At 65.7% G+C, this 24,565-nt stretch carries 24 protein-coding genes and 1 pseudogene; 19 read left to right on the forward strand and 6 right to left on the reverse strand.

What is annotated here, in order from left to right; all coding sequences use genetic code 11:
* The 6 genes from KYC_RS29600 to KYC_RS06690 form a co-directional block, all read left to right on the forward strand.
* Positions 1 to 1,226 (forward strand): hypothetical protein (locus KYC_RS29600; RefSeq protein ID WP_008160206.1); only part of this gene is annotated, 1,226 nt, incomplete at its 5' end.
* Complete coding sequence (locus KYC_RS06670) at positions 1,226 to 2,218, forward strand: DUF6708 domain-containing protein (protein WP_008160208.1); 993 nt, start codon at positions 1,226 to 1,228, stop codon at positions 2,216 to 2,218. The genes KYC_RS29600 and KYC_RS06670, both read left to right, overlap by 1 nt.
* The gene (locus tag KYC_RS06675) at positions 2,199 to 2,939 is read left to right on the forward strand and encodes a hypothetical protein (protein WP_008160210.1); all 741 of its coding nucleotides are present in this window, start codon (positions 2,199 to 2,201) and stop codon (positions 2,937 to 2,939) included. Before KYC_RS06670 ends, KYC_RS06675 begins: the two co-directional genes overlap by 20 nt.
* The gene (locus KYC_RS06680; RefSeq protein WP_008160212.1) at positions 2,936 to 3,415 is read left to right on the forward strand and encodes a hypothetical protein; all 480 of its coding nucleotides are present in this window, start codon (positions 2,936 to 2,938) and stop codon (positions 3,413 to 3,415) included. Before KYC_RS06675 ends, KYC_RS06680 begins: the two co-directional genes overlap by 4 nt.
* The gene (locus KYC_RS06685; protein WP_008160214.1) at positions 3,415 to 4,455 is read left to right on the forward strand and encodes a DUF6708 domain-containing protein; all 1,041 of its coding nucleotides are present in this window, start codon (positions 3,415 to 3,417) and stop codon (positions 4,453 to 4,455) included. Before KYC_RS06680 ends, KYC_RS06685 begins: the two co-directional genes overlap by 1 nt.
* 171 nt (positions 4,456 to 4,626) lie before the next feature.
* Positions 4,627 to 5,007: a nuclear transport factor 2 family protein gene (locus KYC_RS06690; protein WP_008160216.1), complete on the forward strand. Its 381-nt coding sequence runs from the start codon at positions 4,627 to 4,629 to the stop codon at positions 5,005 to 5,007.
* Between the two features lie 16 nt (positions 5,008 to 5,023).
* On the opposite strand, the gene KYC_RS06695 is transcribed toward KYC_RS06690, so the two are convergent.
* From KYC_RS06695 to KYC_RS06710, 4 genes are all read right to left on the reverse strand, one after another.
* Positions 5,024 to 5,599, reverse strand: a complete 576-nt coding sequence (locus tag KYC_RS06695; protein WP_043517773.1) for a restriction endonuclease — start codon at positions 5,597 to 5,599, stop codon at positions 5,024 to 5,026.
* A gap of 22 nt (positions 5,600 to 5,621) precedes the next feature.
* On the reverse strand, positions 5,622 to 5,864 hold the full coding sequence (locus KYC_RS06700) for an RNA-binding S4 domain-containing protein (protein WP_008160220.1): 243 nt from the start codon (positions 5,862 to 5,864) through the stop codon (positions 5,622 to 5,624).
* Positions 5,865 to 5,889: 25 nt separating this feature from the next.
* Positions 5,890 to 6,570, reverse strand: a complete 681-nt coding sequence (locus tag KYC_RS06705) for a DUF502 domain-containing protein (RefSeq protein WP_008160221.1) — start codon at positions 6,568 to 6,570, stop codon at positions 5,890 to 5,892.
* A gap of 132 nt (positions 6,571 to 6,702) precedes the next feature.
* Entirely contained in the window at positions 6,703 to 7,170 is a 468-nt protein-coding gene (locus KYC_RS06710; protein ID WP_043517787.1) for a winged helix-turn-helix transcriptional regulator, read from the reverse strand.
* Positions 7,171 to 7,305: 135 nt separating this feature from the next.
* Here KYC_RS06710 and KYC_RS06715 point away from each other — a divergent pair, with 135 nt between their 5' ends.
* The 3 genes from KYC_RS06715 (at position 7,306) to KYC_RS06725 (ending at position 12,508) form a co-directional block, all read left to right on the forward strand.
* Entirely contained in the window at positions 7,306 to 8,607 is a 1,302-nt protein-coding gene (locus KYC_RS06715; RefSeq protein WP_008160226.1) for a D-amino acid dehydrogenase, read from the forward strand.
* Between the two features lie 137 nt (positions 8,608 to 8,744).
* Positions 8,745 to 9,872 (forward strand): metallophosphoesterase family protein, encoded by a 1,128-nt coding sequence (locus KYC_RS06720; RefSeq protein WP_008160227.1) that lies wholly within the window; start codon positions 8,745 to 8,747, stop codon positions 9,870 to 9,872.
* Positions 9,869 to 12,508 carry an AAA family ATPase gene (locus KYC_RS06725; protein ID WP_008160230.1) on the forward strand — a complete coding sequence of 880 codons (2,640 nt, stop codon included), beginning with the start codon at positions 9,869 to 9,871 and terminating at the stop codon, positions 12,506 to 12,508. Before KYC_RS06720 ends, KYC_RS06725 begins: the two co-directional genes overlap by 4 nt.
* A 15-nt stretch (positions 12,509 to 12,523) precedes the next feature.
* Here KYC_RS06725 and KYC_RS06730 read toward each other — a convergent pair whose 3' ends face one another.
* Positions 12,524 to 13,399: a hypothetical protein gene (locus KYC_RS06730; protein ID WP_008160232.1), complete on the reverse strand. Its 876-nt coding sequence runs from the start codon at positions 13,397 to 13,399 to the stop codon at positions 12,524 to 12,526.
* Positions 13,400 to 13,841: 442 nt separating this feature from the next.
* Positions 13,842 to 14,828 (reverse strand): Bug family tripartite tricarboxylate transporter substrate binding protein, encoded by a 987-nt coding sequence (locus KYC_RS06735; RefSeq protein WP_008160234.1) that lies wholly within the window; start codon positions 14,826 to 14,828, stop codon positions 13,842 to 13,844.
* 554 nt (positions 14,829 to 15,382) lie between these two features.
* Here KYC_RS06735 and KYC_RS06740 point away from each other — a divergent pair.
* The 10 genes and pseudogenes from KYC_RS06740 to KYC_RS06785 all read left to right on the forward strand — a co-directional run bounded on the left by KYC_RS06740 (position 15,383) and on the right by KYC_RS06785 (position 24,476).
* Positions 15,383 to 18,299 (forward strand): annotated as a pseudogene (locus KYC_RS06740) (monovalent cation/H+ antiporter subunit A).
* Positions 18,299 to 18,643 (forward strand): Na+/H+ antiporter subunit C, encoded by a 345-nt coding sequence (locus KYC_RS06745; RefSeq protein WP_008160238.1) that lies wholly within the window; start codon positions 18,299 to 18,301, stop codon positions 18,641 to 18,643. The pseudogene KYC_RS06740 and the gene KYC_RS06745 overlap by 1 nt, the downstream one beginning before the upstream one ends.
* Positions 18,640 to 20,271 carry a monovalent cation/H+ antiporter subunit D gene (locus tag KYC_RS06750; RefSeq protein WP_008160239.1) on the forward strand — a complete coding sequence of 544 codons (1,632 nt, stop codon included), beginning with the start codon at positions 18,640 to 18,642 and terminating at the stop codon, positions 20,269 to 20,271. Before KYC_RS06745 ends, KYC_RS06750 begins: the two co-directional genes overlap by 4 nt.
* On the forward strand, positions 20,271 to 20,753 hold the full coding sequence (locus KYC_RS06755) for a Na+/H+ antiporter subunit E (RefSeq protein WP_008160240.1): 483 nt from the start codon (positions 20,271 to 20,273) through the stop codon (positions 20,751 to 20,753). Before KYC_RS06750 ends, KYC_RS06755 begins: the two co-directional genes overlap by 1 nt.
* Positions 20,750 to 21,031, forward strand: coding sequence for a K+/H+ antiporter subunit F (locus KYC_RS06760; RefSeq protein WP_008160241.1), 282 nt, complete (start codon positions 20,750 to 20,752; stop codon positions 21,029 to 21,031). Before KYC_RS06755 ends, KYC_RS06760 begins: the two co-directional genes overlap by 4 nt.
* Positions 21,028 to 21,369 (forward strand): monovalent cation/H(+) antiporter subunit G, encoded by a 342-nt coding sequence (gene mnhG / locus KYC_RS06765; protein WP_008160242.1) that lies wholly within the window; start codon positions 21,028 to 21,030, stop codon positions 21,367 to 21,369. Before KYC_RS06760 ends, mnhG begins: the two co-directional genes overlap by 4 nt.
* A gap of 163 nt (positions 21,370 to 21,532) precedes the next feature.
* Positions 21,533 to 22,039: a hypothetical protein gene (locus KYC_RS06770; protein ID WP_100148265.1), complete on the forward strand. Its 507-nt coding sequence runs from the start codon at positions 21,533 to 21,535 to the stop codon at positions 22,037 to 22,039.
* Between the two features lie 73 nt (positions 22,040 to 22,112).
* Positions 22,113 to 22,961, forward strand: coding sequence for an HAD family hydrolase (locus KYC_RS06775; RefSeq protein WP_008160245.1), 849 nt, complete (start codon positions 22,113 to 22,115; stop codon positions 22,959 to 22,961).
* 10 nt (positions 22,962 to 22,971) lie between these two features.
* On the forward strand, positions 22,972 to 23,463 hold the full coding sequence (gene tadA / locus KYC_RS06780; RefSeq protein WP_008160246.1) for a tRNA adenosine(34) deaminase TadA: 492 nt from the start codon (positions 22,972 to 22,974) through the stop codon (positions 23,461 to 23,463).
* On the forward strand, positions 23,460 to 24,476 hold the full coding sequence (locus tag KYC_RS06785) for an LD-carboxypeptidase (protein ID WP_008160248.1): 1,017 nt from the start codon (positions 23,460 to 23,462) through the stop codon (positions 24,474 to 24,476). Before tadA ends, KYC_RS06785 begins: the two co-directional genes overlap by 4 nt.
* Positions 24,477 to 24,565: the final 89 nt, after the last annotated feature.

Below are 24,565 nucleotides of genomic sequence, written 5' to 3' on the forward strand. Positions count from 1 at the left end.
CTGCCGCGGGCGAGGCGTTGCTCGAACGCTGGCGCGCGGCGGGAGTCTCCCGCGAAAACCTGTTCTGGCGGTCATTGGCGCAGAACCAGGAGGCCATCGAGGACGAGGTAAACCAGCTATTCAACAACAAAGGCGCGTTGGCGTCACTCGATCCGTCAGCGTCGCAGAATCTGATCAAGAGGCTGGCCGATTTCTACGACAAGAGCCACGCCATGATGGATTCGCTGGCTGACGCCTCCACCGCGGGGCCGCCATCCAGCTACCTGGTGGGCGGCGCCATGCTCATCAACACGCTGGGCAATTCGCTGTTTCAGAGCAAAGCGGCAAGCATTCTGGATAAGCCTGTGAACAGGGTGTTTGCGTCCGTCCTGCATGCAAGGCTGGGCCAATTTGCCCAGCATTTCCGGCTGGAAATGCGTGACGGAAAAGCGTTGAGCCGGGGCACGACAGCCCGCATAGACCGCGCCACCACCCGCAGCATCGACGAGGCCCTGAGTGCCGGAAAGATGGGGGCGATGACTGAGGTGCGCATCGGCGGCGTGCTGGTGTTCTTGGAGATATGGAATCTCTATAACAAGCTGACAGTCCTGCATAAGCAAAGCAGGGAATATGTCGAGGCCGTGGTGGCGCTAGTGGCGTTAACGGCTGCCGGTGTTGAACTAGGGGCTTGCGCGGTGTCGCTGGCCGAGCGGAGCGGTAATGCTGCGGTTCGGCAGGGCGCCAGGGTTTTTGGTAGTGGGTTGCGGTTGACGGCGGGGGTTTTGGCGGGGTCGGCTGCGACAGTCAGTGCGTGGTATGACATCCAAGACTGGTACGAAAACTATAAGCTAGAAAGGCGATCCCTAGCCGCCTTCTATTTCCTGCGATCAGTCACCCAAGTGGGCGCAGCTTCCCTGTCGATCGCTGTGGGGTTGGGGCATGCAGGCCCATTTTTTGAGTATCTGCTCAAGAAATACGGAGCGCGGCCGCTACTTGGAAAAGGCATCGAAGTCGCTTGGCGGGTATCTGCGGCAATGGCTGCGCGAATGGCACCCATGCTTCGAATCTTCTTCGGGCTAAACCTCGCCATCGTGGCATTGGTTCTAATTGAGATCTTTCTTTTTCCCGACGATTTAGAGCGTTTTCTTGACCATTGCACATTCCGGAAGAATCGTAGCAATGGAATTGTAGCCACTGAAGAGCAGGAGATTGATCTGATGCAACATGCAATAGAGAGAAGATTCTGATGTACTTTCTAGAGCGAGGATTCCAATGGGGCAAGAGCCTGATGTCTTACGAAGAAGCCACGGAGGAATACAGCAAGAAGCAACGCCAGCCAGGGCAGGCCGAACTTCAGGCACCGGAAGGCGTGGGTGAATCCGTCTGTGTGGCAGTCAATGAAAATGGTTCTCTGTATGCGCATAACGAAACCTATATCGACGTCCGCACCCCCAACGATGAAAAGAGAGGTGTCATAACGGCATTTGCAGGCTGCATTTATGGGATGTTCATCTACGCATTTTTTCTGGCTTTGTTCGTATCCATTGAGAAATTCATGTCAGGCCATCGCCTTAGTGGCGAGCCACTCGGCGGCTCCGATTACTTCATTTTCACAATATTTCCTATATTGTGGCTAGTGGTGCTTGGGATTTTCTTGAAATACACATTCCGATTCTTCCGTCTGGAGTCCCTGACCGCTCGACGCATCATCGTTCGCTTCAACCGTATCACCCGCAAGGTCTATCTGCTGCGCCCCAAGCATTTGGGCGGCATCTTAATCCTGGACTGGGATAAGACCGAGGTGCTCATGGACAAGAGCATGAGCGAATTGGAGGGTACGGGTGGGTTCGTAGTCCTGATCTGGGACAAGGGGGATGGCGTGGACTTGCAGGGTACACCCACCGACCACCTCGAAATGACCTTCGTCGGCAAGCCGACTCGCAACGCCAGCGAATTGCTCGCATTCTGGGAATACATCCGCCGCTACATGGAAGACGGCCCCGCTGCCGCGCCGGCGCCCAAAAAACTCCTCACCAAATTCCCCTGGCCCTGGCTCTCGTTCAAGGCGGCCTGGGGTTTGGACACCCGGTTCTTTCGACACAGCGGGCTGTGGGTATTCGTGCTGATCAACGTATTGATACTGCCAGCCATCCTCATCCACGCCACCGGCCATTGGCTGTCCCTGCTGCTGTGCTACGAGCCTCGGTTTCCTCGCGTCATTGAAGAAGCGGGGCGTTGAACGCGGCAAGTGCACAGGCGGCCGTCGAGGGCCACCGCGCGCCAGCAGCAGGAACCAGTACGCATGCTGCATCAACAAGGACAAGCTGCTCATCGAACAAGGCGACTCGCGTCTTTCAATTGGGCAGCGTTCGCAAAACCTATTCAAGAAGCTGGCCGATTTCTACGACAAGAGCCACGCCATGATGGATTCGCTGGCTGACGCCTCCACCGCGGGGCCTCCGTCCAGCTACCTGGTGGGCGGCGCCATGCTCATCAACACGCTGGGCAATTCGCTGTTTCAGAGCAAGGCGGCAAGCATTCTGGACAGGCCCGTGAACAGGGTGTTTGCGTCCGTCCTGCATGCAAGGCTGGGCCAATTTGCCCAGCATTTCCGGCTGGAAATGCGTGACGGAAAAGCGTTGAGCCGGGGCACGACAGCCCGTATAGACCGCGCCACCACCCGCAGCATCGACGAGGCCCTGAGTGCCGGAAAGATGGGGGCGATGACTGAGGTGCGCATCGGCGGCGTGCTGGTGTTCTTGGAGATATGGAATCTCTATAACAAGCTGACAGTCCTGCATAAGCAAAGCAGGGAATATGTCGAGGCCGTGGCGGCGCTGGTGGCGTTAACGGCTGCCGGTGTTGAATTGGGGGCTTGCGCGGTGTCGCTTGCCGAGCGGAGCGGTAATGCTGCGGTTCGGCAGGGCGCCAGGGCTTTTTTGGCAGTGGATTGCGGTTGACGGCGGGGGTTTTGGCGGGGTCGGCGGCGGTGGCGGGGACGTGGTATGACTTCCAGGATGCTTACGAGCGCTATAAGGTGGGCCAATACTCCATAGCAAGATTCTATCTCTTACGCTCCGTCACCCAGTTTGGTGCAGCTTCGCTGTCGGTTGCGATCGGGTTAGGCCATGCCGGCCCATTTTTTGAGTATCTGCTCAAAAAGTACGGAGCGCGGCCGCTGCTTGGAAAAGGCATCAAAGTGGCTTTGCAGGTATCTGCAGCAATGGCCGCGCGCATGGCGCCGATGCTTAGAATATTCTTCGGGCTGAATATTGCGATTTTGGCGCTTGTTGTGATTGAGATTTTCGTACTTCCCAACGATCTAGAGCGCTTTCTGGACCATTGCACGTTCCGCAGGAATCGGAGCAATGGCATCGTGGACACTGAAGAAAAAGAGATTGAAATAATGCAGCAGGCGATAAAGAGAGAACTCTGATGTATTTCCTGGAGCGAGGATTCCAATGGGGCAAGCGCCTGATGTCTTACGAAGAAGCGACGGCAGAATACAACAAGCAGCAGCGACAGCCTGGACAGGCTGAACTTCAAGCGCCGGAAGGGGTAAGCGAATCCGTTTCCGCGGTCGTCTATGATAATGAGTCACTTTATTCATATAACGACATCTTTATTGACGTTCGTACGCCTAACGATGAGAAGAAAGGTGTAATAACGATATTTGCAGGTGGCATTTACGGGATGCTTATTTACTGGTTTTTTATGTTTTCAAGTGTATCCATTGAAAGATTTGTGTCTGGGCGTCAGCATAATGGAGAACTACTTACGGGTTCCGACTATTTCTCTCTCACGCTTTTTCCCGTAACGCTGCTAGTAATACTCGGTATTTACTTAAAATACACATTCCGATTCTTCCGTCTGGAGGCCCTGACCGCCCGGCGTATCATCGTTCGCTTCAACCGCATCACCCGCAAGGTCTACCTGCTGCGCCCCAAGCATTTGGGCGGCATCTTAATCCTGGACTGGGAGAAGACCGAGGTGCTCATGGACAAGAGCATGAGCGAACTGGAGGGTACGGGTGGGTTCGTAGTCCTGATCTGGGACAAGGGGGATGGCGTGGACTTGCAGGGTACGCCCACCGACCACCTGGAAATGACCTTCGTCGGCAAGCCAACACGCAACGCCAGCGAATTGCTCGCATTCTGGGAATACATCCGCCGCTACATGGAAGACGGCCCCGCTGCCGCGCCGGCGCCCAAAAAACTCCTCAGCAAATTCCCCTGGCCCTGGCTCTCGTTCAAAGCGGCCTGGGGCCTGGACACCCGGTTCTTTCGACACAGCGGGCTGTGGGTATTCGTGGTGATCAACGTTTTGATACTGCCAGCCATCCTCATCCACGCCACCGGCCATTGGCTGTCCCTGCTGCTGTGCTACGAGCCGCGGTTTCCTCGCGCTATTGAAGAGGCGGGGTGTTCAGCGTCAACGGCAAGTGCGGCAGGCGGGTGTCAAGACTCGCCGCGCTGACAGCTGGAATCAGTACGCCCGCTATATCAACGAGGACAGTCGATCGGCATTGCCGGGCGTAGCGGGCTGTAGTTGCGTCTGCGCGGCGCAATGGCAACAAGCCAAGACGCTTGATGACCGAATAGAATGCGGGCGTCCCAGACCAACCAAGATACTCCCGTGGAGAACGCCATGCATCCCCTCATCATCGCCGGCATACAGGACGCCGAGGAACGGCTGCGCCAAGCCATGCTGGCCTCGGACGTGGCGGCGCTGGAGGCCCTGCTGGATCCCGGCCTGCTGTTCGTCAATCACATGGGCTGGACGGTTACGCGCGAAGACGATCTGGACACGCACCGTTCGGGTCTCTTGAAGATCCACGCGCTGGATCTGTCCGAGCAGTGCATTTTGCCGCGCGGCGATTGCGCGGTGGTGTCGGTGCTGGCCCGCATCGCGGGCAGCTACAACGGCATCCCGGCCAACGGCCTATTCCGCTTCATGCGGACGTGGGCGCCGGATGCGGACACCGGCGCGTGGCGCGTGATTGCGGCCTCGTCGGTGATGGTGGTCTGAAACGGCCTTCGGCGGCTCAGGCCTTGAGGTCCTTGAGCAGCTTGGCGAGCTCTGGCGCGGTCATCAGCGACACGCCCTGCGTCCTGGCGTATTGGATCGCGTTGTCGGACACCTCGCCCAGCGCGATATAGATCGCTTCGCGGGCGCCGCGTTTTTCGCGCACGGCCTGCAGTTCTCGCAGCGGCTCCACGCCATTTCTAGCCGCTTTCCAGCGTTTGGCGCTGACGATGGCCACGTGGCCGTCTTTGGAGAGCGCGAAGTCGGCGCCCGGCGTCTGCAGGCGCTCGACCTCGCAGCCGTCACGCTGGAAGCCGGCTTGCACGGTGCGCGAGAATTCAGCCCACGACATGGCGGCCGCGGCTTCTGTCACGAACTGCACGCGCGCCCCTGACGGCGCGCGCAATTGCTTGTAGGCGGCCATGATCGAGATCACCGCGAACGGCACTGCGGCAAACACGCCCATCGCGGCATATTCCAGCGGCAGCGCGGCAAAGCCGAGCACGCACAGCAGCAGCGCCACGCCGGCGCTCATCCACCAGGGCGACCGCAGCAGCACGGCGAAGATGGAATTCTGGGACATCTTGAGTTTCATGGCGGCTCGCGACAGGAAGAGGTCAGGCCGCGCCGGCGGCGTCGAAGTCGCGCACCACGATGCGCACGTCGCCACAGGTCACGATCTGCCCGCCGCGGATCTTTGCCGTCTTGCGCGTTTCCACCGTGCCGCCGACGCTGACATGGCCTTCCGCCACGAGCATCTTGCCCGCGCCGCCGCTGTCGCAGACGCCGGTGGCCTTGAGCAGCTGGTTGATTTCAATATAGGGGCTGCCTTCGGCAAGCGTGAATTCGATGATGGGCATAAGGCGAATCTACAGGGTTCTGCGGTCAGGCCGGGCCGTTGCCGGGGTTGCCCGGATTGCCGGGGGCGGCGGGCTGGTCGGCCGGCGCGGGCGGGCCGGCGGGCGGAGCGGGGCGGCTATTGGTTTCGGCGCGGGCCATCCAGGCGATCAGCGACGACCGCATGGCCTCTTCGACCGACATCTGGATGGGCTGCACCCAGTCCTGCGGCACGAACACGGTGTAGCCGCCGATCATGTAGCCCATCGGTAGGTAGACCGCGACGCGCTCGCCCTGGGTGAAGCCTTCGGGCAGGCCGTCCATGCTGCGGCGGGTGACCAGGCCCACCAATTCCAGCTGCTGGCCGGGCACGCGCAGGATGACGACCTGCTGGGCGGTGTTCTTGGAACTGGGCGAGAAGTAGTCGGCAAAGCTCTTGAGCGAAGAATAGATGCTCTTGACCACCGGCAGGTTGGTGAAGGGCATTTCCACGACCGTCAGGAAGCGCTGCACGCGTTCCTTGGAAACCAGGTAGCCGATCGCCAGGATGCCCAGGATGCCCAGCGCCAGTCCCATTCCCGGGACGTAGAAGCCGCCGATGAAGGGGCGCAGGAAGGTCAGCGCCACGCCTTCCGTCCAGGCCAGAAAGAGGTAGAGCAGATAGATCGTCAGCGCCAGCGGCAGGACGGTGATCAGGCCGCGGAAGAAGTATTTATATAGACGGGTCATAGACAGAGGCAATAAATGGGGTCGGACGAGTACGAATTCGGCCGAGGCCCGCAGCATAGCAGCCGTCGAGGGACTTTCCGGTAACAGACCGGGCAGGGCGGGGGGTATGTCTGCTTTTGGCGTGAACGGAACCTAGCGGTCCACAGGCAGGAACAGCGTCTCTTTGATCTCCTCCATGACCACGTAGCTGTGCGATTCGGCGGACGCGGGCAGACGCTTGAGGATTTCGCCCAGGAGCCGGCGGTATTCGTTCATTTCGGTCAGGCGGGCCTTGACCAGGTAGTCGAAATCGCCCGACACCAGATGGCATTCCATCACTTCGGGCACGTACAGCAGTTCCTTCTTGACCTTGTCGAAGACGTCGCCCGACTTGGCCGACAGCTTGATTTCCAGGAACACAAGCAGGTTCTTGCCCAGCGCCGCGGGATTGACGCGCGCGTGGTAACCCGTGATGACGCCTTCTCGCTCCATGCGCTTGACGCGGTCCGAGCAGGGGGTGGCGGACAGGCTCACGCGCTCGGCCAATTCCGTGACCGAAATGCGGCCCTCGCGTTGCAGGATATCCAGGATTTTCAGGTCGATACGGTCTAGGTCGCGCATTTCACTTTCGCCGGTCATAAAACAGGGCTCGCCCGAGAAAAACCACTGGCAAAACCAAATCTTCAGTGTTTTTCACTGGTCGCGGCCCAATAGACTACCGAAATTCCCGTACAAAACCAATCACCGGAAAGAATCATGCATGTGATCGTCCTCGGCAGCGGCGTTATCGGCACAACCACCGCCTATTATCTTGCCCGCCAGGGCGCCAAAGTGACCGTGCTGGATCGCCAGCCGGCCGCGGCGCAAGAGACCAGCTGCGCCAACGCCGGGCAGGTGTCGCCCGGCTATTCCACGCCCTGGGCCGCGCCCGGCATCCCGCTCAAGGCGGTCAAGTGGCTGTTCCAGAAGCATGCGCCGCTGGCGATCCGCCTGGACGGCAGCCTGTACCAGCTCAAATGGATGGCCGCCATGCTGGCCAACTGTTCGGCGGAGCGCTACTCGGTCAACAAGGAACGCATGCTGCGCCTGGCCGAATACAGCCGCGACTGCTTGCGCGAACTGCGCGCCTCCACCGGCATCCACTACGAAGAACGCGCCCGAGGCACCCTGCAGCTGTTCCGCACGGACGCCCAGATGGAAGCCGCGCGCCGCGACATCGCCGTGCTGGAAGAAGTGGGCGTGCCCTACGAACTGCTGGACCGCCACCGCCTCGTGACGGCTGAGCCGGCGCTAGCCGCTTCCGCCCACAAGCTGGCGGGCGGGCTGCGCCTGCCGAACGATGAAACCGGCGACTGCCAGTTGTTCACCCGCAGGCTGGCCGAGATGGCGGCCGAGCTGGGCGTGGATTTCCGCTACAGCCAGACCGTCGCGGGCCTGGAAACGGCCGGCGGTCAGGTCACGGGGGTGCGGGTCGGCAACGAGGTGCTCAAGGCGGATCGTTACGTGGCGGCGTTCGGCAGCTACACGCGCGGCTTCCTGGAACCCCTGGGCCTGGACCTGCCGGTCTATCCGGTCAAGGGCTATTCGCTCACCATCCCCATGAAGGACGAGGCGGCCGCGCCGGTTTCGACCATCCTGGACGAGACCTACAAGGTTGCGGTGACGCGCTTCGACCAGCGCATCCGCGTGGGCGGCATGGCCGAGCTCTCGGGCTTCGACCTGCGCCTGAAGGACGCCCGCCGCAAGACGCTGGAACTGGTCGTGAACGACCTGTTCCCGGGAAGCGGCCATGTGGCCCAGGCCGAGTTCTGGACCGGTCTGCGTCCCATGACGCCGGACAGCACGCCGATCGTCGGCGCCACCCGCTACGGCAATCTGTACCTGAACACCGGTCACGGCACGCTGGGCTGGACCATGGCCTGCGGGTCCGGCAAGCTGGTCGCCGACCTGGTCATGGGCCAGCGTCCCGCGATCAGCACCGACGGCCTGGGCCTGTCGCGCTACGAGCGCGGCGCGGCCGCCAGCCAGCCGCTGGTGCTGGGCGGCAAAGGCGCGTAACGCCGACGCCGCATTCGCAGCGCCGCAAGACGGGCGCGCACACCACCGGGCCGCTTCGATGCGGCCCGTTTCTTTTGCGTGATCTGGCGGTCACGGTGTCGCCGAGGGCGCCCGCTTCTTTGTGCCAAAATCGCCGCATGACCCATTTCCTGCATACTGCCGACTGGCAGATCGGCCGACAGTACGGCCAGTTCGAAACCGACGACGCCGCCATGCTGGCCGAGGCGCGCTTTGACGTCGTGGCGCGCATCGCCGCGCTGGCCGCCGAGCGCGCCGTGGATGCGGTGCTGGTGGCCGGAGACGTGTTCGACACGCAGGGCGTGTCGGACCGCAGCATCCGGCGCCTGTTCGCCGCCATGACGGCTTACGCCGGACCCTGGGTGATGATCGCCGGCAACCACGATGCCGCGCTGGCCGACAGCGTCTGGAGCCGCGCGATGCAGCTGGGCTGCATTCCCGCCAACGTTCACATTCCCCTGCGCACCGGCGTGGTGGACCTGCCGCAGGCCAGCATGGCCGTGCTGGCCGCGCCGCTTACGCAGCGCCATACCTACGACGACGTCACCCAGGCCTTCGACTCGCTTGAATCCGCGCCCGGCCGGGTGCGCGTGGGACTTGCCCACGGCAGCGTGGCCGGCCGCCTGCCCGATAACGTCGACGCCACCAACCCCATCGCGCCCGACCGCGCGGCGCGCGCGCGCCTGGACTATCTGGCGTTGGGCGATTGGCACGGCTGCCTGTCCATCGACGAACGCACCTGGTATGCCGGCACGCCGGAACAGGATCGCTTTCGCGGCAACGAGCCCGGCCATGTGCTGGACGTGCGCATCGCGGCGCCCGGCGCCATGCCTCAGGTCGAACGCGTGGCCGTGGGCCGGTATCGCTGGTCGGCCTGGACTGAAGCAGTCAGTCTGCCCACCGACGCGCAGGCGCTGGCCGGCCGCATGGCCGCGCTGCGGAGCGAAGACGTGCTGCGCCTGGACGTGCAGGGCCACGTCAACATGGAAACCTGGGAAGCCCTGCAAAGGGCCGTGGACCAGGCCGCCGCGCAGGTGCGGGCGTTGCTGCCGGACCTTTCCGGCCTGCGCCTGGAACCCGACGACGCCGACCTGGCCGAACTGCGCGCCAGCGGTTATGTGGGCGAGGTCGCCGCGCAATTGCAGGCGATGCAGGGCGATACCGCGCAGGCCGCGGTGGCAGGCGAGGCGCTGCGCCTGCTGTTGCGGTTCCAGCGTGAAAGCGTCGCGCCGGGAGCCGCCAAATGAAGCTCACCCGCATCGTCCTGGAAGAATTCCGCAAGTTCCGCCAGCCCTTGTCGCTGGACGGACTGCAAGACGGCCTGAATCTGTTCGTCGGCCCCAACGAAGCTGGCAAGAGCACGGTGGCCACCGCCATACGGGCCGCCTTTCTTGAACGCTACAGCACCAGCAAGGTGGCCGACCTGGCGCCGCGCGGCGAATCGGGCGCGCGCCCCAGCGTCGAGCTGGCGTTCACGCATGCCGGTCACGGCTACGTGCTGAAAAAGCAATTCCTATCCCGCGCGCGTTGCGAACTGCTGATCGACGACGGCGCGCAGCGGCTGGACGGCGAAGAAGCCGAGAACGCGCTGGCCGCCTTGCTGGGCTTCGAAATGTCCGGCCGCGGGCAGAGCAAGCCGGATCTGGCAGGCATCCCCGGCCTGTTGTGGATTCAGCAGGGCGATGGCCAGAACCTGCAGGAGGCCGCGGGCCATGCCGGCGTCCATCTGCGCGATGCGCTGACGCAGCTTTCCGGCGAACTCGCATCCGGCGACGGCGATCGCCTGTTCGAACGCGTGTCCTCAGAGCGCGCGGCCTTGCTGGACGCCCGTAACGGCCGCCCCAAGGGCAGCTACAAAGAGGCGGAAGACGCGCTGACGCGCGCCGCCGCCGAACGCGACGAATGCGCGCAGACCATGGCCCAGCTTGACGCGGACGTCGACCGGCTGGCCGAATTGCGCCGCGAGCACGAGCGCGCCCAGGCGGCGGAACCGTGGAAGGACTTCGAGACCAGGGCCGCTCAGGCGCGCGCCCGGTTGGCGGCGCTGGCAAAGGAACGCGAGGCGTTCGAAGGCCTGCAGCGCGAGCAGGCCCAGGCCGCCCAGACCCTCGCCTTGCTGCAAGACCAGGTCAGGCGCGATCAACAGGATGAAAGCGAGCTGCAGGCGCTGATGCGCGACGCGCGGGCCGCGCGGGCGCATGTGCAGGCCGCGCAAGAGCCCCTGGCGCGCGCCCAGCAGCAGCGCCAGGCCCACGCCGACACCGTTGAAGCTGCGCGCCGGCGCGTGGCGGCAGTGCAGGCCCTGGCCGACCGCCGCGACCTGGACCGCCAGCTTGCCCGGCTTCACCCAGAGATCGAGCGCCTGGACGGCGCCCTGAAAGAGGTTGCGGTCCTGATCGAGCAGGGCTCCGCGCTAAAGGCCGAGGCCCTGCGCCTGGAAATATCCGACGCCGAGATCGACGCATTGCGCAAGGCCGGGCGCGAACTCGGCAACCTGCAATTGCAGCAGCAGGCCATCGCCACGCGGCTGCGCTATCAGCTGGATCCCGGCAGGCAGGCGCTGCTGGACGGCAAGGCCTACGAGGGGGCGGGCGAGGTCCTGCTGACGGCCGCCGCCGAGCTCGACATGCCCGGCGTCGGCCGCTTCCACATCGAACCGGGCGGGCAGGACCTGCCCGCGTTGCAGCGCGACCTGGCGCGGGCGGAAGCGGCCCATGCCGCCTTGCTCAAGCGCGCGGGCGTGGCCACGCTGGCTGACGCCGAACAGCGCCACGCCCGCTACGGCGCCTTGTCGCGCGAACTTGAAGGCATGCGCAAGACGCTGGGCATCCATGCGCCCAAGGGCGTAGAGGCCTTGCGCAATCAGCGCGAAGAGGCGCTGGCGCGCCAGGCGCAGCTGCAGGAGCGCCTGGCCGCGCTGCCCGCCGCAAGCGGCGGCAACACGGGCGAGGACGACGACGACCTGCCGGCGGCTGTCCAGGCCCTGCGCGAGGCCGAGGCCATCGCGGCGCAGGCCGAAACGGCGCTGGCGCAGGCGCAGCGCGCGCTGGATGCCGACACCGCGCGCGCGCAACTGCTGGAAGGGCAGGCCGAGGCGCGCGGCGTGGAAGTGCAGTCGCCCGAGCGTGCGGCCCAGCGGCAGGCGCGCGCCGGCCGGCTGGCCGAGGTTCGCAGCACCCACGACCAGCTTGAGCTACGCGTGCGCGCGGCGCAGGCGGCTCTGGCGGAACACCGGCCAGAGCTGGCCGAACAGGACGCGCTGCGGTTCGAGAAATCCGCGGCCATCGAGCGCGAGGCCCAGCACAAGCGCCACGGCGACATCCTGCAACTGCAGGGCAAGCTGGATCAGGCCGGCGCCCAGGGCCTGGGCGAACGCCTGTCCGAAGCCCAGGCCGCGTGTGAACGCCTGCAGCGGCGCCGCGACGAGTTCGCGCAACGCGCCGCCGCACTGGATCTGTTGCAGCAGTTGCTGGCCGACAGGCGCGCGGCGGCCACGCAGCGCCTGCAGGCGCCGCTGGCTCGGCGCCTCAATCACTATCTGGCCCTGCTGTTCCCCGACGCAGCGCTGCGCCTGGACGATGCGCTCCTGCCCACGGCGCTGCGCCGGGGCGGCGGCGAAGACCTTCTGGCGGCGCTCAGCTTCGGCACGCGCGAGCAGTTGGGCATCCTGGCGCGCTTTGCGTATGCCGATCTGCTGCGCGAGGCCGGCCGGCCCACCTTGCTGCTGCTGGACGATGCGCTGGTGCACACTGACGACGCGCGGCGCGACTTCATGAAGCGCGCGCTGTTCGACGCGGCGACGCGGCATCAGATCCTCATGTTCACCTGCCACGGCGAGGCCTGGCGCGACATGGGGGTGGAGCAGCGCCGCATCGGGGCCTGAACGCCCCGGAGCGCGCTATTCCGGGCGGACGCCGCCCGCCCAGTGCCCGCTCACCAACTGGGCCGGACGCGTGCGCGCAACGACGCGCGCGCAGACATCCCAGGCGTCCAGCCGCACGCTCAGACCGGCATAGACGCCATGCCCGGCGCCGGCCTCGATGACGCCGGCGGCTTGCGCGCCTTCACCGGCCCGGATCGCGCCTTCCGCCCGGATGTCCTCGCCAGCGATCAGCCCCCAGCCGCAGGCCAGGTGATCACCGCACTGGATCGTGCCGCCGGCCTGGATGCCGCAGCCCGCATTGATTTCCTTGTCCGCGCGCACCTCGCCGCCGGCCTTGATGCCTTGTCCGCACTTGATGGCGCCTTGCGTGCTGATGTCCTGGCCCGCATGCAGGTGGCCGGTCACGGCCAGGTCCTGCCCGGCGCAGATGTCCCATTTTGCGCGCACGTTGCCGCCGCAATCCAGGCGGGTCGCGGTGTCGATGCCCCATTCGGCGGCCACGTCGCCGCCCGCGCGCAAGTTGCCGCCGCTGGCGATGTTCGCGCCCGCCGTGATGTTCTCCCCGGCCATGATGGTCTCGCCGGCGCGGATGCCGCCGCCCGTCACGATGGAGCGTCCGGCGCGAACGACGGTGTCGACGTTGATGCCCTTGCGCACTTCGATCGTGCCCGCGAACACGACGGCATCGGCTTCCAGGCTGTCCAGCCTGAGCACGGCGTCGGTCGGGCCGAACTGGTCCAGCAGCCAGCAGGCGTCGCCGACGCGGCCGTCGGCGACCAGGGCGTCAAGCACGGCCTGGTAGTCCCCCTGGCCGTTGTGGTCGCGGATGAACCATTTGTAGCCGCCCGCGCAGGGATTCTTGGCTTTGACGAATTTCTTGGTGAGTTGCATGGCGCTAGAAGAGAAGGTGCGTGGCCGCCCGCAGGCCATCGCGGGCATGCGGAAGCGAAATAGGGCGAACGCCCGCCACGCGGCGGTGCGTCCGCCGGCCGGAATCGGGCTGCGCGCCGCGCGGATGTGCGCGGGCAGCCGGCATCGGGCCGGAATCAGGAAGGGGAAGGGGGCAGCCGGGCGGTTAGCCGGGCTTGGATCGCGCGTAGGCGGAACGCGCGGCGACTTCCTGCGAGCTCAACAGCGTTGAGCGCAGGGCGCGGAGGGCGCAGGTGGCGCCGGGAAGGGAAGAAATGTGGGATTGCACGGGGGCAGATGCTACCACCCGGGCGATTGCAGTCAAGCCAGGAGCCCGCGAAAACAGCACGTCGGCAGGGATCCCGGTAGCGACGCCGGCAAGGGGCGGCTTGCGTGCGACTATGCCCCTTGCCGGCGGTCAGCGTCAGTTCGTCAGGACGATATTGCGGTCTTTGGCGATGCGCTGGCGCAGCTCGAGTTCGCGCTGGATCTGCTTGGCGTAATCGGCGGGCGAGTTGCCGTCCACCAGCGAGCCGCCGTCGGCCAGGCGCTGGGCGATCTTCGGATCCTTCAGCGCCTTGGTGGTGGCCGCGTAGATGCGGTCGACCACGGCCTGCGGCGTGCCGGCCGGGGCCACCAGGCCGTACCAGGCCATGTTGTCCATGTCGGGCAGGCCGCCTTCGGCGAAGGTCGGCACATCCGGCAGGGCGGGCAGGCGCTTGGGAGCCGCCACTGCCAGCGCGCGCAGCTTGCCGGCCTGGATGTGGGGCATGGACGAGGGCAGGTTGTCGAACTGGGCGTTCACCTGCCCGGCGATGACGTCATTCAGCGCCGGGCCCGAGCCGCGGTAGGGCACGTGGACCATGTCGGTCTTGGTGAGCGACTTGAACAGTTCGCCGTCCAGGTGGCTGATGCCGCCCGCGCCCGACGAGGCGTAGCTGTACTTGCCGGGATTGTCCTTGAGCAGCTTGATGAATTCCGCCAGCGTCTTGGCGGGCACCGCCGGGTTCACCGTCATGACGTTGGGCACGTTCACCATATTGGTGATGGGGGTGAAGTCCTTGAGCGGGTTGTAGGGGTTCTTGGGGTTGGTGGCGGGATTGGTGGCCATGGTGCTGACGGTGGCCACGCCCAGGGTGTAGCCGTCGGGCGCGGAGCGCACCAGGGCATCGGCGCCGATCGAGCCGCCGCCGCCGCCGCGGTTCTCGACCACGACGGGCTGGCCCAGTTCGCGGCCCAGGCCTTCGGCCACGATGCGGGCGACGATGTCGGTGGTGCCGCCCGCCGCGAAGGGGACGATCAGCCGGATCGGCTTGTTGGGATAGGGGTCGGCGGCCTGCGCCGCGGAGCTAAAGCAGACGCCTGCGATGGCGGCGGCCAGGACGGCCTTGGCATGTGACAACACGTTCAAGAGTCTTCTCCATATTGTTGTTCCGAGCCGGCCGGCTTCTTGGGCCGGCTTCGGTGAGGCGCGCACTGCCGGGGTGCCCGGCAGACTCCGCCTCGTGGCCGAATTCCACACAGGTATGTCCCCACGGTCAACTTGGGATTGTCCCTGTTATGACGAAGCGCAAAAAAAATCCAGCGGCGCCGATTTCCGTGGAAATGCCGTAATTTGGGCGAAAAAGACAGTCTTACAACCTCATGAACGAATTTTCAATGGCTTTCATTGCGCAATCATTGCGCAGTCATCGTGCTGTCATTACACGGGTACGTGCATAAATCTCTGCATAACTTACAAGAATCTGATATTTTTCGGATGAGATTCTTGCCCGGTCTTGCAAGAAAGCTATTGCGTTTGTTTCTGTCTGCGCCGTTCAATTGGCGTTGGTTGATGTCCCTGCGGGGCAACGTGTAGTGCCGCGCCGCACCGGGCCAGGGTTCCGTCCGTTTTCAATCCCCGGTCTGTTTCGTCTCTCGCTGCCTTGCGCTGGCGGGAGGGGGCCCGGACATTCTCGGAACGCCATGTCGCTGATCCTGATCCTCGCTCTGCCGTTCGCCGGCAGCCTGTGCGCCGCGCTGCTGCCCTCCAACGCCCGCAATGCCGAGGCCTGGTTGGCGGGCCTCATCGCCCTGGCCTGTGCGGTTCTGGTAGCCAGCCTGTATCCCGAAGTCGCCAACGGCGGCGTGATCCGCGCCGACATGCCCTGGGCGCCCGCGCTGGGCCTGCAATTCACCCTGCGGATGGATGGCTACGCCTGGCTGTTCGCGCTGATCGTCTCCGGCATGGGCGCCCTGGTCGTCCTGTACGCGCGCTATTACATGTCGCCGGAAGATCCGGTGCCGCGCTTTTTTCTCTTTCTTCCAGGCCTTCATGGCCGCCATGCTCGGCGTGGTGCTGTCTGGCAACCTGATTCAACTGGTGCTGTTCTGGGAAATGACCAGCCTGGCGTCGTTCATGCTGATCGCCTACTGGCACCATCGCCTGGACGCGCGCCGCGGCGCCCGCATGGCGTTGACCGTCACCGGCGCCGGCGGCTTGTGCCTGCTGGCTGGCGTGCTGATCCTGGGCCATATCGTCGGCAGCTACGACATGGACCGCGTCCTGGCGTCGGGCGACCTGGTGCGCGCCGATCCCTGGTATCCGGCGGTGCTGGCGCTGGTCGCCCTGGGCGCGTTGACCAAAAGCGCGCAGTTCCCGTTCCATTTCTGGCTGCCCAACGCCATGGCGGCGCCCACGCCGGTGTCCGCCTATCTGCATTCGGCCACCATGGTGAAGGCCGGCGTCTTCCTGCTGGCGCGCTTCTGGCCGGTGCTGTCCGGCACCGACGAATGGTTCTGGATCATCGGCGGGGCAGGGCTGATCACCCTGGTGCTGGGGGCCTATGCGGCCATCTTCCAGCAGGACATGAAAGGGGTGCTGGCGTATTCCACCATCAGCCACCTGGGGCTGATCACGCTGCTGCTGGGGCTCAACAGCACGCTGGCGCTGGTGGCCGCCATCTTCCACATGATCAACCACGCCACGTTCAAGGCCTCGCTGTTCATGGCGGCGGGGGTGGTCGACCACGAAACCGGCACGCGCGACCTCGGGCGCCTGTCGGGCCTGTACAAGGCCATGCCGATCACGGCCACGCTGGCCATGGTGGCCGCCGCGTCGATGGCTGGCGTGCCTCTGCTGAACGGTTTCCTGTCCAAGGAAATGTTCTTTGCCGAAACCACCTTCGTCAGCGCCGACCGCTACATCCAGATCGGTCTGCCGCTGCTGGCCACCATCGCGGGGGCCTTCAGCGTCGCCTATTCGCTGCGCTTCATCCTGCAGGTGTTTTTCGGCCCCCCAGCCACCGACCTGCCGCGCGCGCCGCACGAACCGCCGCGCTGGATGCTGCTGCCCAGCGGGCTGTTGGTGTTCATGTGCCTGCTGGTTGGCGTAGTGCCCGGGCTGACCGTGGGCCCGTTCCTGGCCACCGCGGCGCAGAGCATCCTGGGCAAGGACATGCCCGAGTACAGCCTGGCCGTCTGGCACGGCGTCAACCTGCCGCTGGTAATGAGCCTGGTCGCCACGACGGCGGGCGTGCTGCTGTACCTGGGCCTGCGCGCGCATCAGCAGGCCAATCCGGGCCGGGTGCCCTTCATCTATCGCCTGGATGGCCGCCGCACATTCGAAGCGCTGCTTGACGGCTCCAGCGTGGCGTCCGCCTGGCTGCTGCGCTGGGTGTCGTCCACGCGCCTGCAGGTGCAGATGGCGCTGATCGTGGTGGGCACGCTCTTCGTCGCCTGGCTGCCGCTGCGTGCGGGCGGCTGGCTTGACGGCGCGGACCGCCTGACGCCGGTCGATCCGGTGTTCGCGCTGCTATGGCTGGTGGGAGGCACCTGCGCGCTGGCCGCCGCGTTGCAGGCCAAGTACCACCGCCTGGCGTCGCTGGCCCTGGCCGGCGGCGCGGGGCTGATCACCTGCCTGACCTTCGTCTGGTTTTCGGCGCCCGACCTGGCCCTGACGCAGTTGTCCGTCGAGGTCGTGACCCTGGTCCTGCTGCTGCTGGGCCTGCGCTGGCTGCCCCGGCGCATCGAGCAGGACGACGAAGAAGGCCTCAAGGCCACGCTGCAGGCCCGCGGCCGCCGCCTGCGCGACCTGGCGCTGGCCGTGGCGGCCGGCGGCGGCATGTCGGCTCTGGCCTACGCCGTGCTGGCGCGTCCGCAAGGCGAGACCCTTTCCACCTATTTCGTCGATCGCGCGCTGCCGGACGGCGGCGGCACCAATGTCGTCAACGTGATCCTGGTCGACTTCCGCGGCTTCGACACGTTCGGCGAGATCACGGTGCTGGGCATCGTGGCGCTCACGGTCTACGCGCTGCTGCGCCGCTTCCGTCCCGCGGCGGAAAGCGCCGACCTGCCGCGCCAGCAGATCGACCAGGACGGCGGCATCCCGGACGCGCCGGACATCAAGTCGCTGGTGCCTCCCAATTCGATGATGGTGCCCGCGGTGCTGGTGCGCCTGCTGCTGCCCGTCGCCGCGCTGATCTCGGTTTACTTCCTGCTGCGCGGCCATAACCAGCCGGGCGGCGGGTTCGTCGGCGGCCTGATCTTCGCCACTGCCGTCATCCTGCAATACATGGTGGGCGGGGTGTACTGGGTCGAATCGCGCAGCCGGCTCAACCCGCAGTACTGGATCGCGATCGGCCTCTTGTGTGCCGGCGCCGCCGCGGCGACCGCATGGTTCGCGTACAAGCCGTTCCTGGCCGCGCTGGCCTGGGATGTTGCGCTCCCGCTGGTCGGCCACGTGCATCTTTCCAGTGTGGTGCTCTTCGACCTGGGCGTCTACATGCTGGTCGTGGGCTCTACCGTGCTGGTGCTGGTGGCGCTGGCCCACCAATCGCTGCGCGCGCAACGCAAGGCCGCCGCCGAACTCCAGGCGGCCGCCGCTCAAACAGGGGAAGCCTGATGGAATTGATATACGCTGCCGCGATCGGGGTCCTGGCGGGCTCGGGCGTCTGGCTGTTGCTGCGGCCCCGGACGTTCCAGTTCATCATGGGCCTGACGCTGGTTTCCTACGCGGTGAACCTCTTCATCTTCGGCATGGGCCGGCTCAGTTCTGGCCGCCCGCCGGTCGTGGATCCCGCCATGGCGCATGATCCTTCCTGGTATACGGATCCGTTGCCGCAGGCGCTGGTGCTGACCGCCATCGTCATCGGCTTCGCCACCACCGCACTGTTCCTGGTTGTGCTGCTGGCCTCGCGTGGCCTCACGGGTACCGACCACGTTGATGGACGGGAGTCCCAATCTTGAATTTTTGGCTTCAACATCTACCCGTACTGCCCATCATCATCCCGCTGGTCGCCGGCGCGGCGATGCTGCTGCTGGCCGACACCAGCCGCTATGCGCGCGGCGGCATCTCTCTGGTTTCCACGCTGGCCCAGCTTGCGGCCGCCATTGCGCTGCTGGTCGTGGCCGGCGGCGGCGTCCCGGGCGTCTGGTCCGAAGGGGTAGGGGTCTACCTCGTGGGCGACTGGCCGGCGCCGTTCGGCATCGTGCTGGTGGTCGACCGCCTGGCGGCCGTGATGCTCACGCTGACCGCGGTGCTGGGGCTGGCCACGCTGGTCTACGCGCTGGCCCGCTGGGACCGCGCGGGCGTGCATTTCCATTCGCTGTTCCAGTTCCTGCTGATGGGCCTGAATGGCGCCTTCCTCACCGGCGACCTGTTCAACCTGTTCGTGTTCTTCGAAGTGCTGCTGGCGGCGTCCTACGGGCTGCTGCTGCACGGTTCGGGCGTGGCGCGCGTCAGCGCTGGCCTGCAGTACATCGCCGTGAACCTGGTGGCGTCGTTCCTGCTGCTCATCAGCATCGCGCTGATCTACGGCGTTACGGGCACGCTGAACATGGCCGACCTGGCGCTGCGCGCCGGCAATCTGGCCGGCGCGGAGCGCATGCTGTTCGAGGCGGGCGCGGCCATCCTGGGCGTTGCCTTCCTGGTCAAGGCGGGCGCCTGGCCCCTGAACTTCTGGCTGGTCAAAGGCTATGGCTCGGCCGGCGCGCCGATCGCGGCCATGTTTTCCATCATGACCAAGGTCGGCATCTACGCGCTGCTGCGCATCGGCTCGCTGCTGCTGCCGTCGGGCGCGCCCGCGGCCTTCAGCCTGGACTGGATGTTCGCCGCGGGGCTGGCCACGCTGCTGTTCGGCGCCCTGGGCCTCCTGGCGACCCAGCAGCTGGAGAAAATGGTCGGCTACTGCGTGATCGTATCGGCGGGCACGCTGCTGACAGCGCTGGGCATGCCCGGCGTCACTCTCACGGGTCCGGCGCTGTTCTACCTGATCAGTTCGGTGCTGACGACCGGCGCGTTCTTCCTGCTGGCCGAGCTGATCGAGCGCACGCGCAGCTTCGGCGCCAACGTGCTGGCAGTCACCCTGGACGCCTTCGATCTGGACGATCCGGCGTCGGTCAACCGCTCCGACGACGTCGTCGGCGTCGCCATCCCGGCGGCCATGGCGTTCCTGGGCCTGGCTTTCATCTGCTGCGCGCTGCTGGTGACGGGGCTGCCGCCGCTGTCGGGCTTCGTGGCGAAGTTTTCGCTGTTGTCCGCCGCCGTGTCGGCCGCCACCGAATCCGCGCCGCCGCTGGACGCCTGGCTGTTGGTGGCCGCCGTGCTGATTTCCGGCCTGGCCGGGCTGATCGGCCTGGGCCGCACCGGCATCCGCGTGTTCTGGGCCAGCGACGACCGCAGCACGCCGCGGCTGCGCGTCATCGAGGCCGGCCCGGTGGCCGTGCTGGTGCTGCTTTGCATCGGCCTGGCGGCGGGCGCCGGTCCGGTATCGGCCTACCTGGACGATGCCGCCCGGTCGCTGGACCAGCCCAAGTCGTACATCGACGCCGTCATGTCCGCGCAGACCGTGCGCGGCGCCAAGGGAGGAAGCTGATGCGCCGTCTCTACTTCCTGATCCTGCCCACGCTGCTGTTCGTGCTGTGGCTGGTGCTCAATGAAAGCGTATCGACGGGCCAGATCGCGCTGGGCCTGGCGCTGGCGCTGTGGTTCACCTGGGCGGCCTCGCGCCTGCGCCCGTTGCGCGCGCGTCCGCGCCGCCTCTGGAAGGTGGTGCCGCTGATCCTGCACGTCACCCTGGACATCATCAAGTCCAATATCGCCGTGGCGCGGCTGATCCTCAATCCCCGGCCCAATGTGTTTTCCCCCGGGTTCATCATGATCCCGCTCACCATGCGCGATCCGCATGGCCTGGCGATGCTCGCCTGCATCGTCACGTATACGCCCGGCACCGTCTGGGTGGACCTGACCGACGACCACAGCCTGAAGCTGCACGTGCTGGACCTGCAGAACGAAGACGAGTGGGTCAAGCTGGTGCAGGAGCGCTACGAGCGCCCGTTGATGGAGATGTTTGAATGAATAACGCACTTTACTGGGCGGCGTCCTTTGCCTTGCTCTGCTTCGCGCTGGGCATGGTGTGCGCCACCATCCGCCTCTTGCGGGGCCCCACCGCCCAGGACCGCGTCCTGGCCCTGGACACGCTGTACATCAACGGCATGCTGACGATGCTGGTGTTCGGCATCCGCTCGGGCACGTCGGTCTATTTCGACATCGCGCTCCTGATCGCGCTGTTCGGTTTCGTGGGATCCACCGCGATGGCGCGCTTCCTGCTGCGCGGCGAGGTGATCGAGCCATGATCGGCGTCGACCTCCCGCTGTGGGCCAGCATTCCCGCCTGCATCCTGCTGGTGCTGGGCGGCCTGCTGGCGCTGACCGGTTCCGCGGGCCTGCTGCGGTTCCGCACCTTCCAGGCGCGCATTCATGCGCCGACGCTGGGCAACACCCTGGGCTGCGGCTGCGTGCTTGGGGCTTCCATTCTGGTGTTCTCTGCGCTGTCGGCGCGTCCGGTCTTCCATGAAGTGATCATCACGCTGCTGCTGATTGTTTCTTCGCCGGTCACCGCCATGCTGCTGATGCGCGCTGCCACCTACCGCAACCGCCTGACCAAGGCCGACGCGGACAGGGACGCGCGCTAAGGGCAAGTTGTTTTGTCCCTTATTTTTAACGTTGAAACGTAACCTTACGAATTCACGTCGCTGGACATGTCCCCCACCGCTCAACGGTGGGATAGTGGTGTCGGTTGTTTGCGCGGAGTCCAACCCGCGCAGCCGGGTTCAATCTCTTTCATAGGAGCTGACCATGAACATTCGACACATGCACACCAAGCGTCTTGCGGCGACCCTGTGTACGGCAGGCCTGATGCTGGCCGCCGGCGCGGTCCACGCGGCCGATGCGGCAAGCGGCGCCGGCACGCCCCAGAACCGCTTCCAGCAGGACATGGCCAGGTGCAAGGCCGGCGACACCAGCCAGTCGATCGACACCTGCAAGCGCGAGGCCGGCGCGGCCAAGCAGGAAGCCTCGCGCCAGAATCTCCGGGACGCCAGCCCCGAGCAGCTGCAGCAAAACATGCTGGCCCGCTGCAACCGCCTGCCCGAGGCGCAGCGGCAGAGCTGCGTGACGCAGATGACCTCGCCCAACACCACCGTGCGCGGCAGCGTGCAGGGCGGCGGCGTGCTGCGCGAAACCACGATCCAGGTGCCCGCCGACAGCGTCGCACCGGCTGGCGCGGCGCCCGGCATGGCGCCCGCTCCGGGCATGGCGCCTGCGCCCGGCACCGGCACGATGAGCGCGCCGATCCGCCAGTAAGGCGGGGCAGAGGGGCGCAACCGCCGCCGCATTCAGGCAAAATGGCGGCTGTCGCCCCTTTTTACGCATATTCATGTCCGACGTCATCGCCCTGATTTTCGATTTCGACGACACGCTGGCTTCGGACAGCACGTCCGGTTTCCTGGACAGCATCGGGGTGGACACGGCTTCCTTCTGGAAAGACCAGGTCGACCCGCTGCTGTCCCAGCAAGACTGGGACCCCGTGCCCGCGTATCTCTACAAGATGATTCAGCTCTCGCAAGAGGGCCGGCACGGCCTCATCACCCAGCAGCGCCTGAACGAATGGGGCGCCCGCCTGGAACTGCACGACGGCGTGCCCACGCTGTTCCAGCGGCTGCGCGCCGCCGTGCGCGCCGAGCAGCCGCAGGTGCAGCTTGAGTTCTACCTGATTTCCAGCGGCATCGGCGACGTCGTCCGGTCCACGCCCATCGCGCACGAGTTCACGGAGATCTGGGCGTCCGAATTCGTCTATGGCGCCGATGGCGGCATCACGTTTCCGCGCCGCGTGGTCAGCTTCACCGACAAAACCCGCTACCTGTTCCACATCCAGAAGGGCATCATCGGGCGCGATTTCCGCAACAAGCCGTTCGAGGTCAACCGCAAGGTTCCCGAAGACCGCCTGCGCGTGCCGTTCGACCAGATGGTGTTCGTCGGGGACGGCTACACCGACATCCCGTGCTTCTCGCTGATCCGCCGCGCCGGCGGTTTCGCGTTCGGCGTTTGGGATCCCAAGCACCGCGACAAGCGCAGCCGGGCCTGGGGCTTCATCGAAGAGGGCCGGGTGTCCAACCTGAACCAGGCCCGCTACGACGAGCAGGCCGAGCTCTACCAATGGCTGGAAGAGGCCGTCACCAGCCTGGCTGGCCGCATTGCGCTGAAATCCCGGGTGTACCGTGGTTGAACCGACTCCCATGGCGGCGGTTCCGCCCTGGACCGAAGAAGACGCCCGCTACATCACCCTGGCCCTGGAACAGGCCCAGGCGGCCTACGACATCGGCGAAGTCCCCGTGGGCGCGCTGGTGGTTTCGCCGCAGGGCGAGATCCTGGGGCGCGGGTTCAACCGCACCATCATCGACCACGACCCGACCGCCCACGCCGAGATCGTGGCCCTGCGCAGCGCCGCCCGTCAGCTTGAAAACTACCGGCTTCCGGGCATCACGGTGTACGTCACGCTGGAGCCGTGCGTGATGTGCATCGGCGCCATGCTGCACGCGCGGCTGTCGCGCGTGGTGTTCGGCGCCTACGATCCCAAGACGGGCGCCTGCGGCAGCGTGCTGGACGTCGGCGCCGTTCCCAAGCTAAATCATCACACTTCAGTCACCGGCGGCGTGCTGGCCGAACCCTGCGGCGACCTGCTGCGCCGGTTCTTCCGCGAGCGCCGCGCCAAGGAATCCATCGCATGAGCACCCCCAAAGCCGCCAAGCCCGCCACGCACGCCGGCCATGATCACGATCACGGTCACGCCTGCGGCGACGATTGCGGCCATGACCACAGCCACGATCACGGCCATGGCCACCAGCCCGACGCCCGCGGCATCTACCTGATCTCGCCGTCGTCCGCGGTGCGCGACCCGGCTACGGTGGACCTGGCGCGCGAACGGCTGCAGGGGCAGGGCTTCAAGACCGCCCTGGACCGCACCGCGCTGGCCGTTCACCAGCGCTTTGCCGGCACGGATGCGCAGCGCCTGGCCGGCCTGACGCGCGCGATCAAGCAGAAGCTGCCCATCGTCATGGCGACGCGCGGCGGCTACGGCCTGGGCCGGTTGCTGCCCGCCATCGACTGGAAGGCCATGGCCGACAGCGGCAAGCGCTTCGTGGGCATGAGCGACTTCACCGCGTTCAACCTGGGCCTGCTGGCGCAGACCGGCGCGGTCAGCTACACCGGCGCCACCGCCGTCCAGGACTTCGGCGGCAAGAAGGTCGACGACCTGACCGAAGCGCTGTTCGGCGAAGTGATGCGCGGTGAACTGGAAATCCTCAGTTTCGAAACCCAGGATGCCGATCCTGTCGACGCCCGCGGCATCCTCTGGGGCGGCAATCTGGCTATGGTGGTTTCGCTGCTGGGCACGCCTTACATGCCCAAGATCCGCGGCGGCATCCTGTTCCTGGAAGACGTGGCCGAGCATCCCTACCGCGTCGAGCGCATGCTGATCCAGCTGGCGCAGGCCGGCATCCTGGCCCGCCAGAAGGCGATCGTGCTGGGGCGCTTCACAGACTACCGCCTGGCGCCGCACGACAACGGCTACGACATGCAGGAAGTGGTGGCGTGGCTGCGCAAGACCGTGAAGGTGCCGGTCGTCACCGGCCTGCCGTACGGGCACGTGGCCACCAAGGCCACCCTGCCGGTCGGGCAAAAGGTCGGCATCGCCACTGAAAAGGGCCTGGCGCACCTGGTGCTGGACGAACACCACCACTGATCCGCACGGGACGCCGGCGCCGCGTCCGGGCCCCCTGCAGGAACCGCGTCCGCCCCGGGCCACGCGCCGGGGTAGGGCCGCGGAATGCC

The sequence above is a fragment of the Achromobacter arsenitoxydans SY8 genome, from assembly GCF_000236785.1.
Lineage (GTDB): Bacteria > Pseudomonadota > Gammaproteobacteria > Burkholderiales > Burkholderiaceae_B > Achromobacter > Achromobacter arsenitoxydans.

What these genes read in the sequence shown, in the direction of transcription:
- KYC_RS06670 (WP_008160208.1), top strand. Translation starts at nt 1,226, where the DNA reads ATGTACTTTCTAGAGCGAGGATTCCAATGGGGCAAGAGCCTGATGTCT.
- KYC_RS06685 (WP_008160214.1), top strand. Translation starts at nt 3,415, where the DNA reads ATGTATTTCCTGGAGCGAGGATTCCAATGGGGCAAGCGCCTGATGTCT.
- KYC_RS06690 (WP_008160216.1), top strand. Translation starts at nt 4,627, where the DNA reads ATGCATCCCCTCATCATCGCCGGCATACAGGACGCCGAGGAACGGCTG.
- KYC_RS06695 (WP_043517773.1), bottom strand. Translation starts at nt 5,599, where the DNA reads ATGAAACTCAAGATGTCCCAGAATTCCATCTTCGCCGTGCTGCTGCGG.
- KYC_RS06700 (WP_008160220.1), bottom strand. Translation starts at nt 5,864, where the DNA reads ATGCCCATCATCGAATTCACGCTTGCCGAAGGCAGCCCCTATATTGAA.
- KYC_RS06705 (WP_008160221.1), bottom strand. Translation starts at nt 6,570, where the DNA reads ATGACCCGTCTATATAAATACTTCTTCCGCGGCCTGATCACCGTCCTG.
- KYC_RS06710 (WP_043517787.1), bottom strand. Translation starts at nt 7,170, where the DNA reads ATGCGCGACCTAGACCGTATCGACCTGAAAATCCTGGATATCCTGCAA.
- KYC_RS06715 (WP_008160226.1), top strand. Translation starts at nt 7,306, where the DNA reads ATGCATGTGATCGTCCTCGGCAGCGGCGTTATCGGCACAACCACCGCC.
- KYC_RS06720 (WP_008160227.1), top strand. Translation starts at nt 8,745, where the DNA reads ATGACCCATTTCCTGCATACTGCCGACTGGCAGATCGGCCGACAGTAC.
- KYC_RS06725 (WP_008160230.1), top strand. Translation starts at nt 9,869, where the DNA reads ATGAAGCTCACCCGCATCGTCCTGGAAGAATTCCGCAAGTTCCGCCAG.
- KYC_RS06730 (WP_008160232.1), bottom strand. Translation starts at nt 13,399, where the DNA reads ATGCAACTCACCAAGAAATTCGTCAAAGCCAAGAATCCCTGCGCGGGC.
- KYC_RS06745 (WP_008160238.1), top strand. Translation starts at nt 18,299, where the DNA reads ATGGAATTGATATACGCTGCCGCGATCGGGGTCCTGGCGGGCTCGGGC.
- KYC_RS06755 (WP_008160240.1), top strand. Translation starts at nt 20,271, where the DNA reads ATGCGCCGTCTCTACTTCCTGATCCTGCCCACGCTGCTGTTCGTGCTG.
- KYC_RS06760 (WP_008160241.1), top strand. Translation starts at nt 20,750, where the DNA reads ATGAATAACGCACTTTACTGGGCGGCGTCCTTTGCCTTGCTCTGCTTC.
- mnhG (WP_008160242.1), top strand. Translation starts at nt 21,028, where the DNA reads ATGATCGGCGTCGACCTCCCGCTGTGGGCCAGCATTCCCGCCTGCATC.
- KYC_RS06770 (WP_100148265.1), top strand. Translation starts at nt 21,533, where the DNA reads ATGAACATTCGACACATGCACACCAAGCGTCTTGCGGCGACCCTGTGT.
- KYC_RS06775 (WP_008160245.1), top strand. Translation starts at nt 22,113, where the DNA reads ATGTCCGACGTCATCGCCCTGATTTTCGATTTCGACGACACGCTGGCT.
- tadA (WP_008160246.1), top strand. Translation starts at nt 22,972, where the DNA reads ATGGCGGCGGTTCCGCCCTGGACCGAAGAAGACGCCCGCTACATCACC.
- KYC_RS06785 (WP_008160248.1), top strand. Translation starts at nt 23,460, where the DNA reads ATGAGCACCCCCAAAGCCGCCAAGCCCGCCACGCACGCCGGCCATGAT.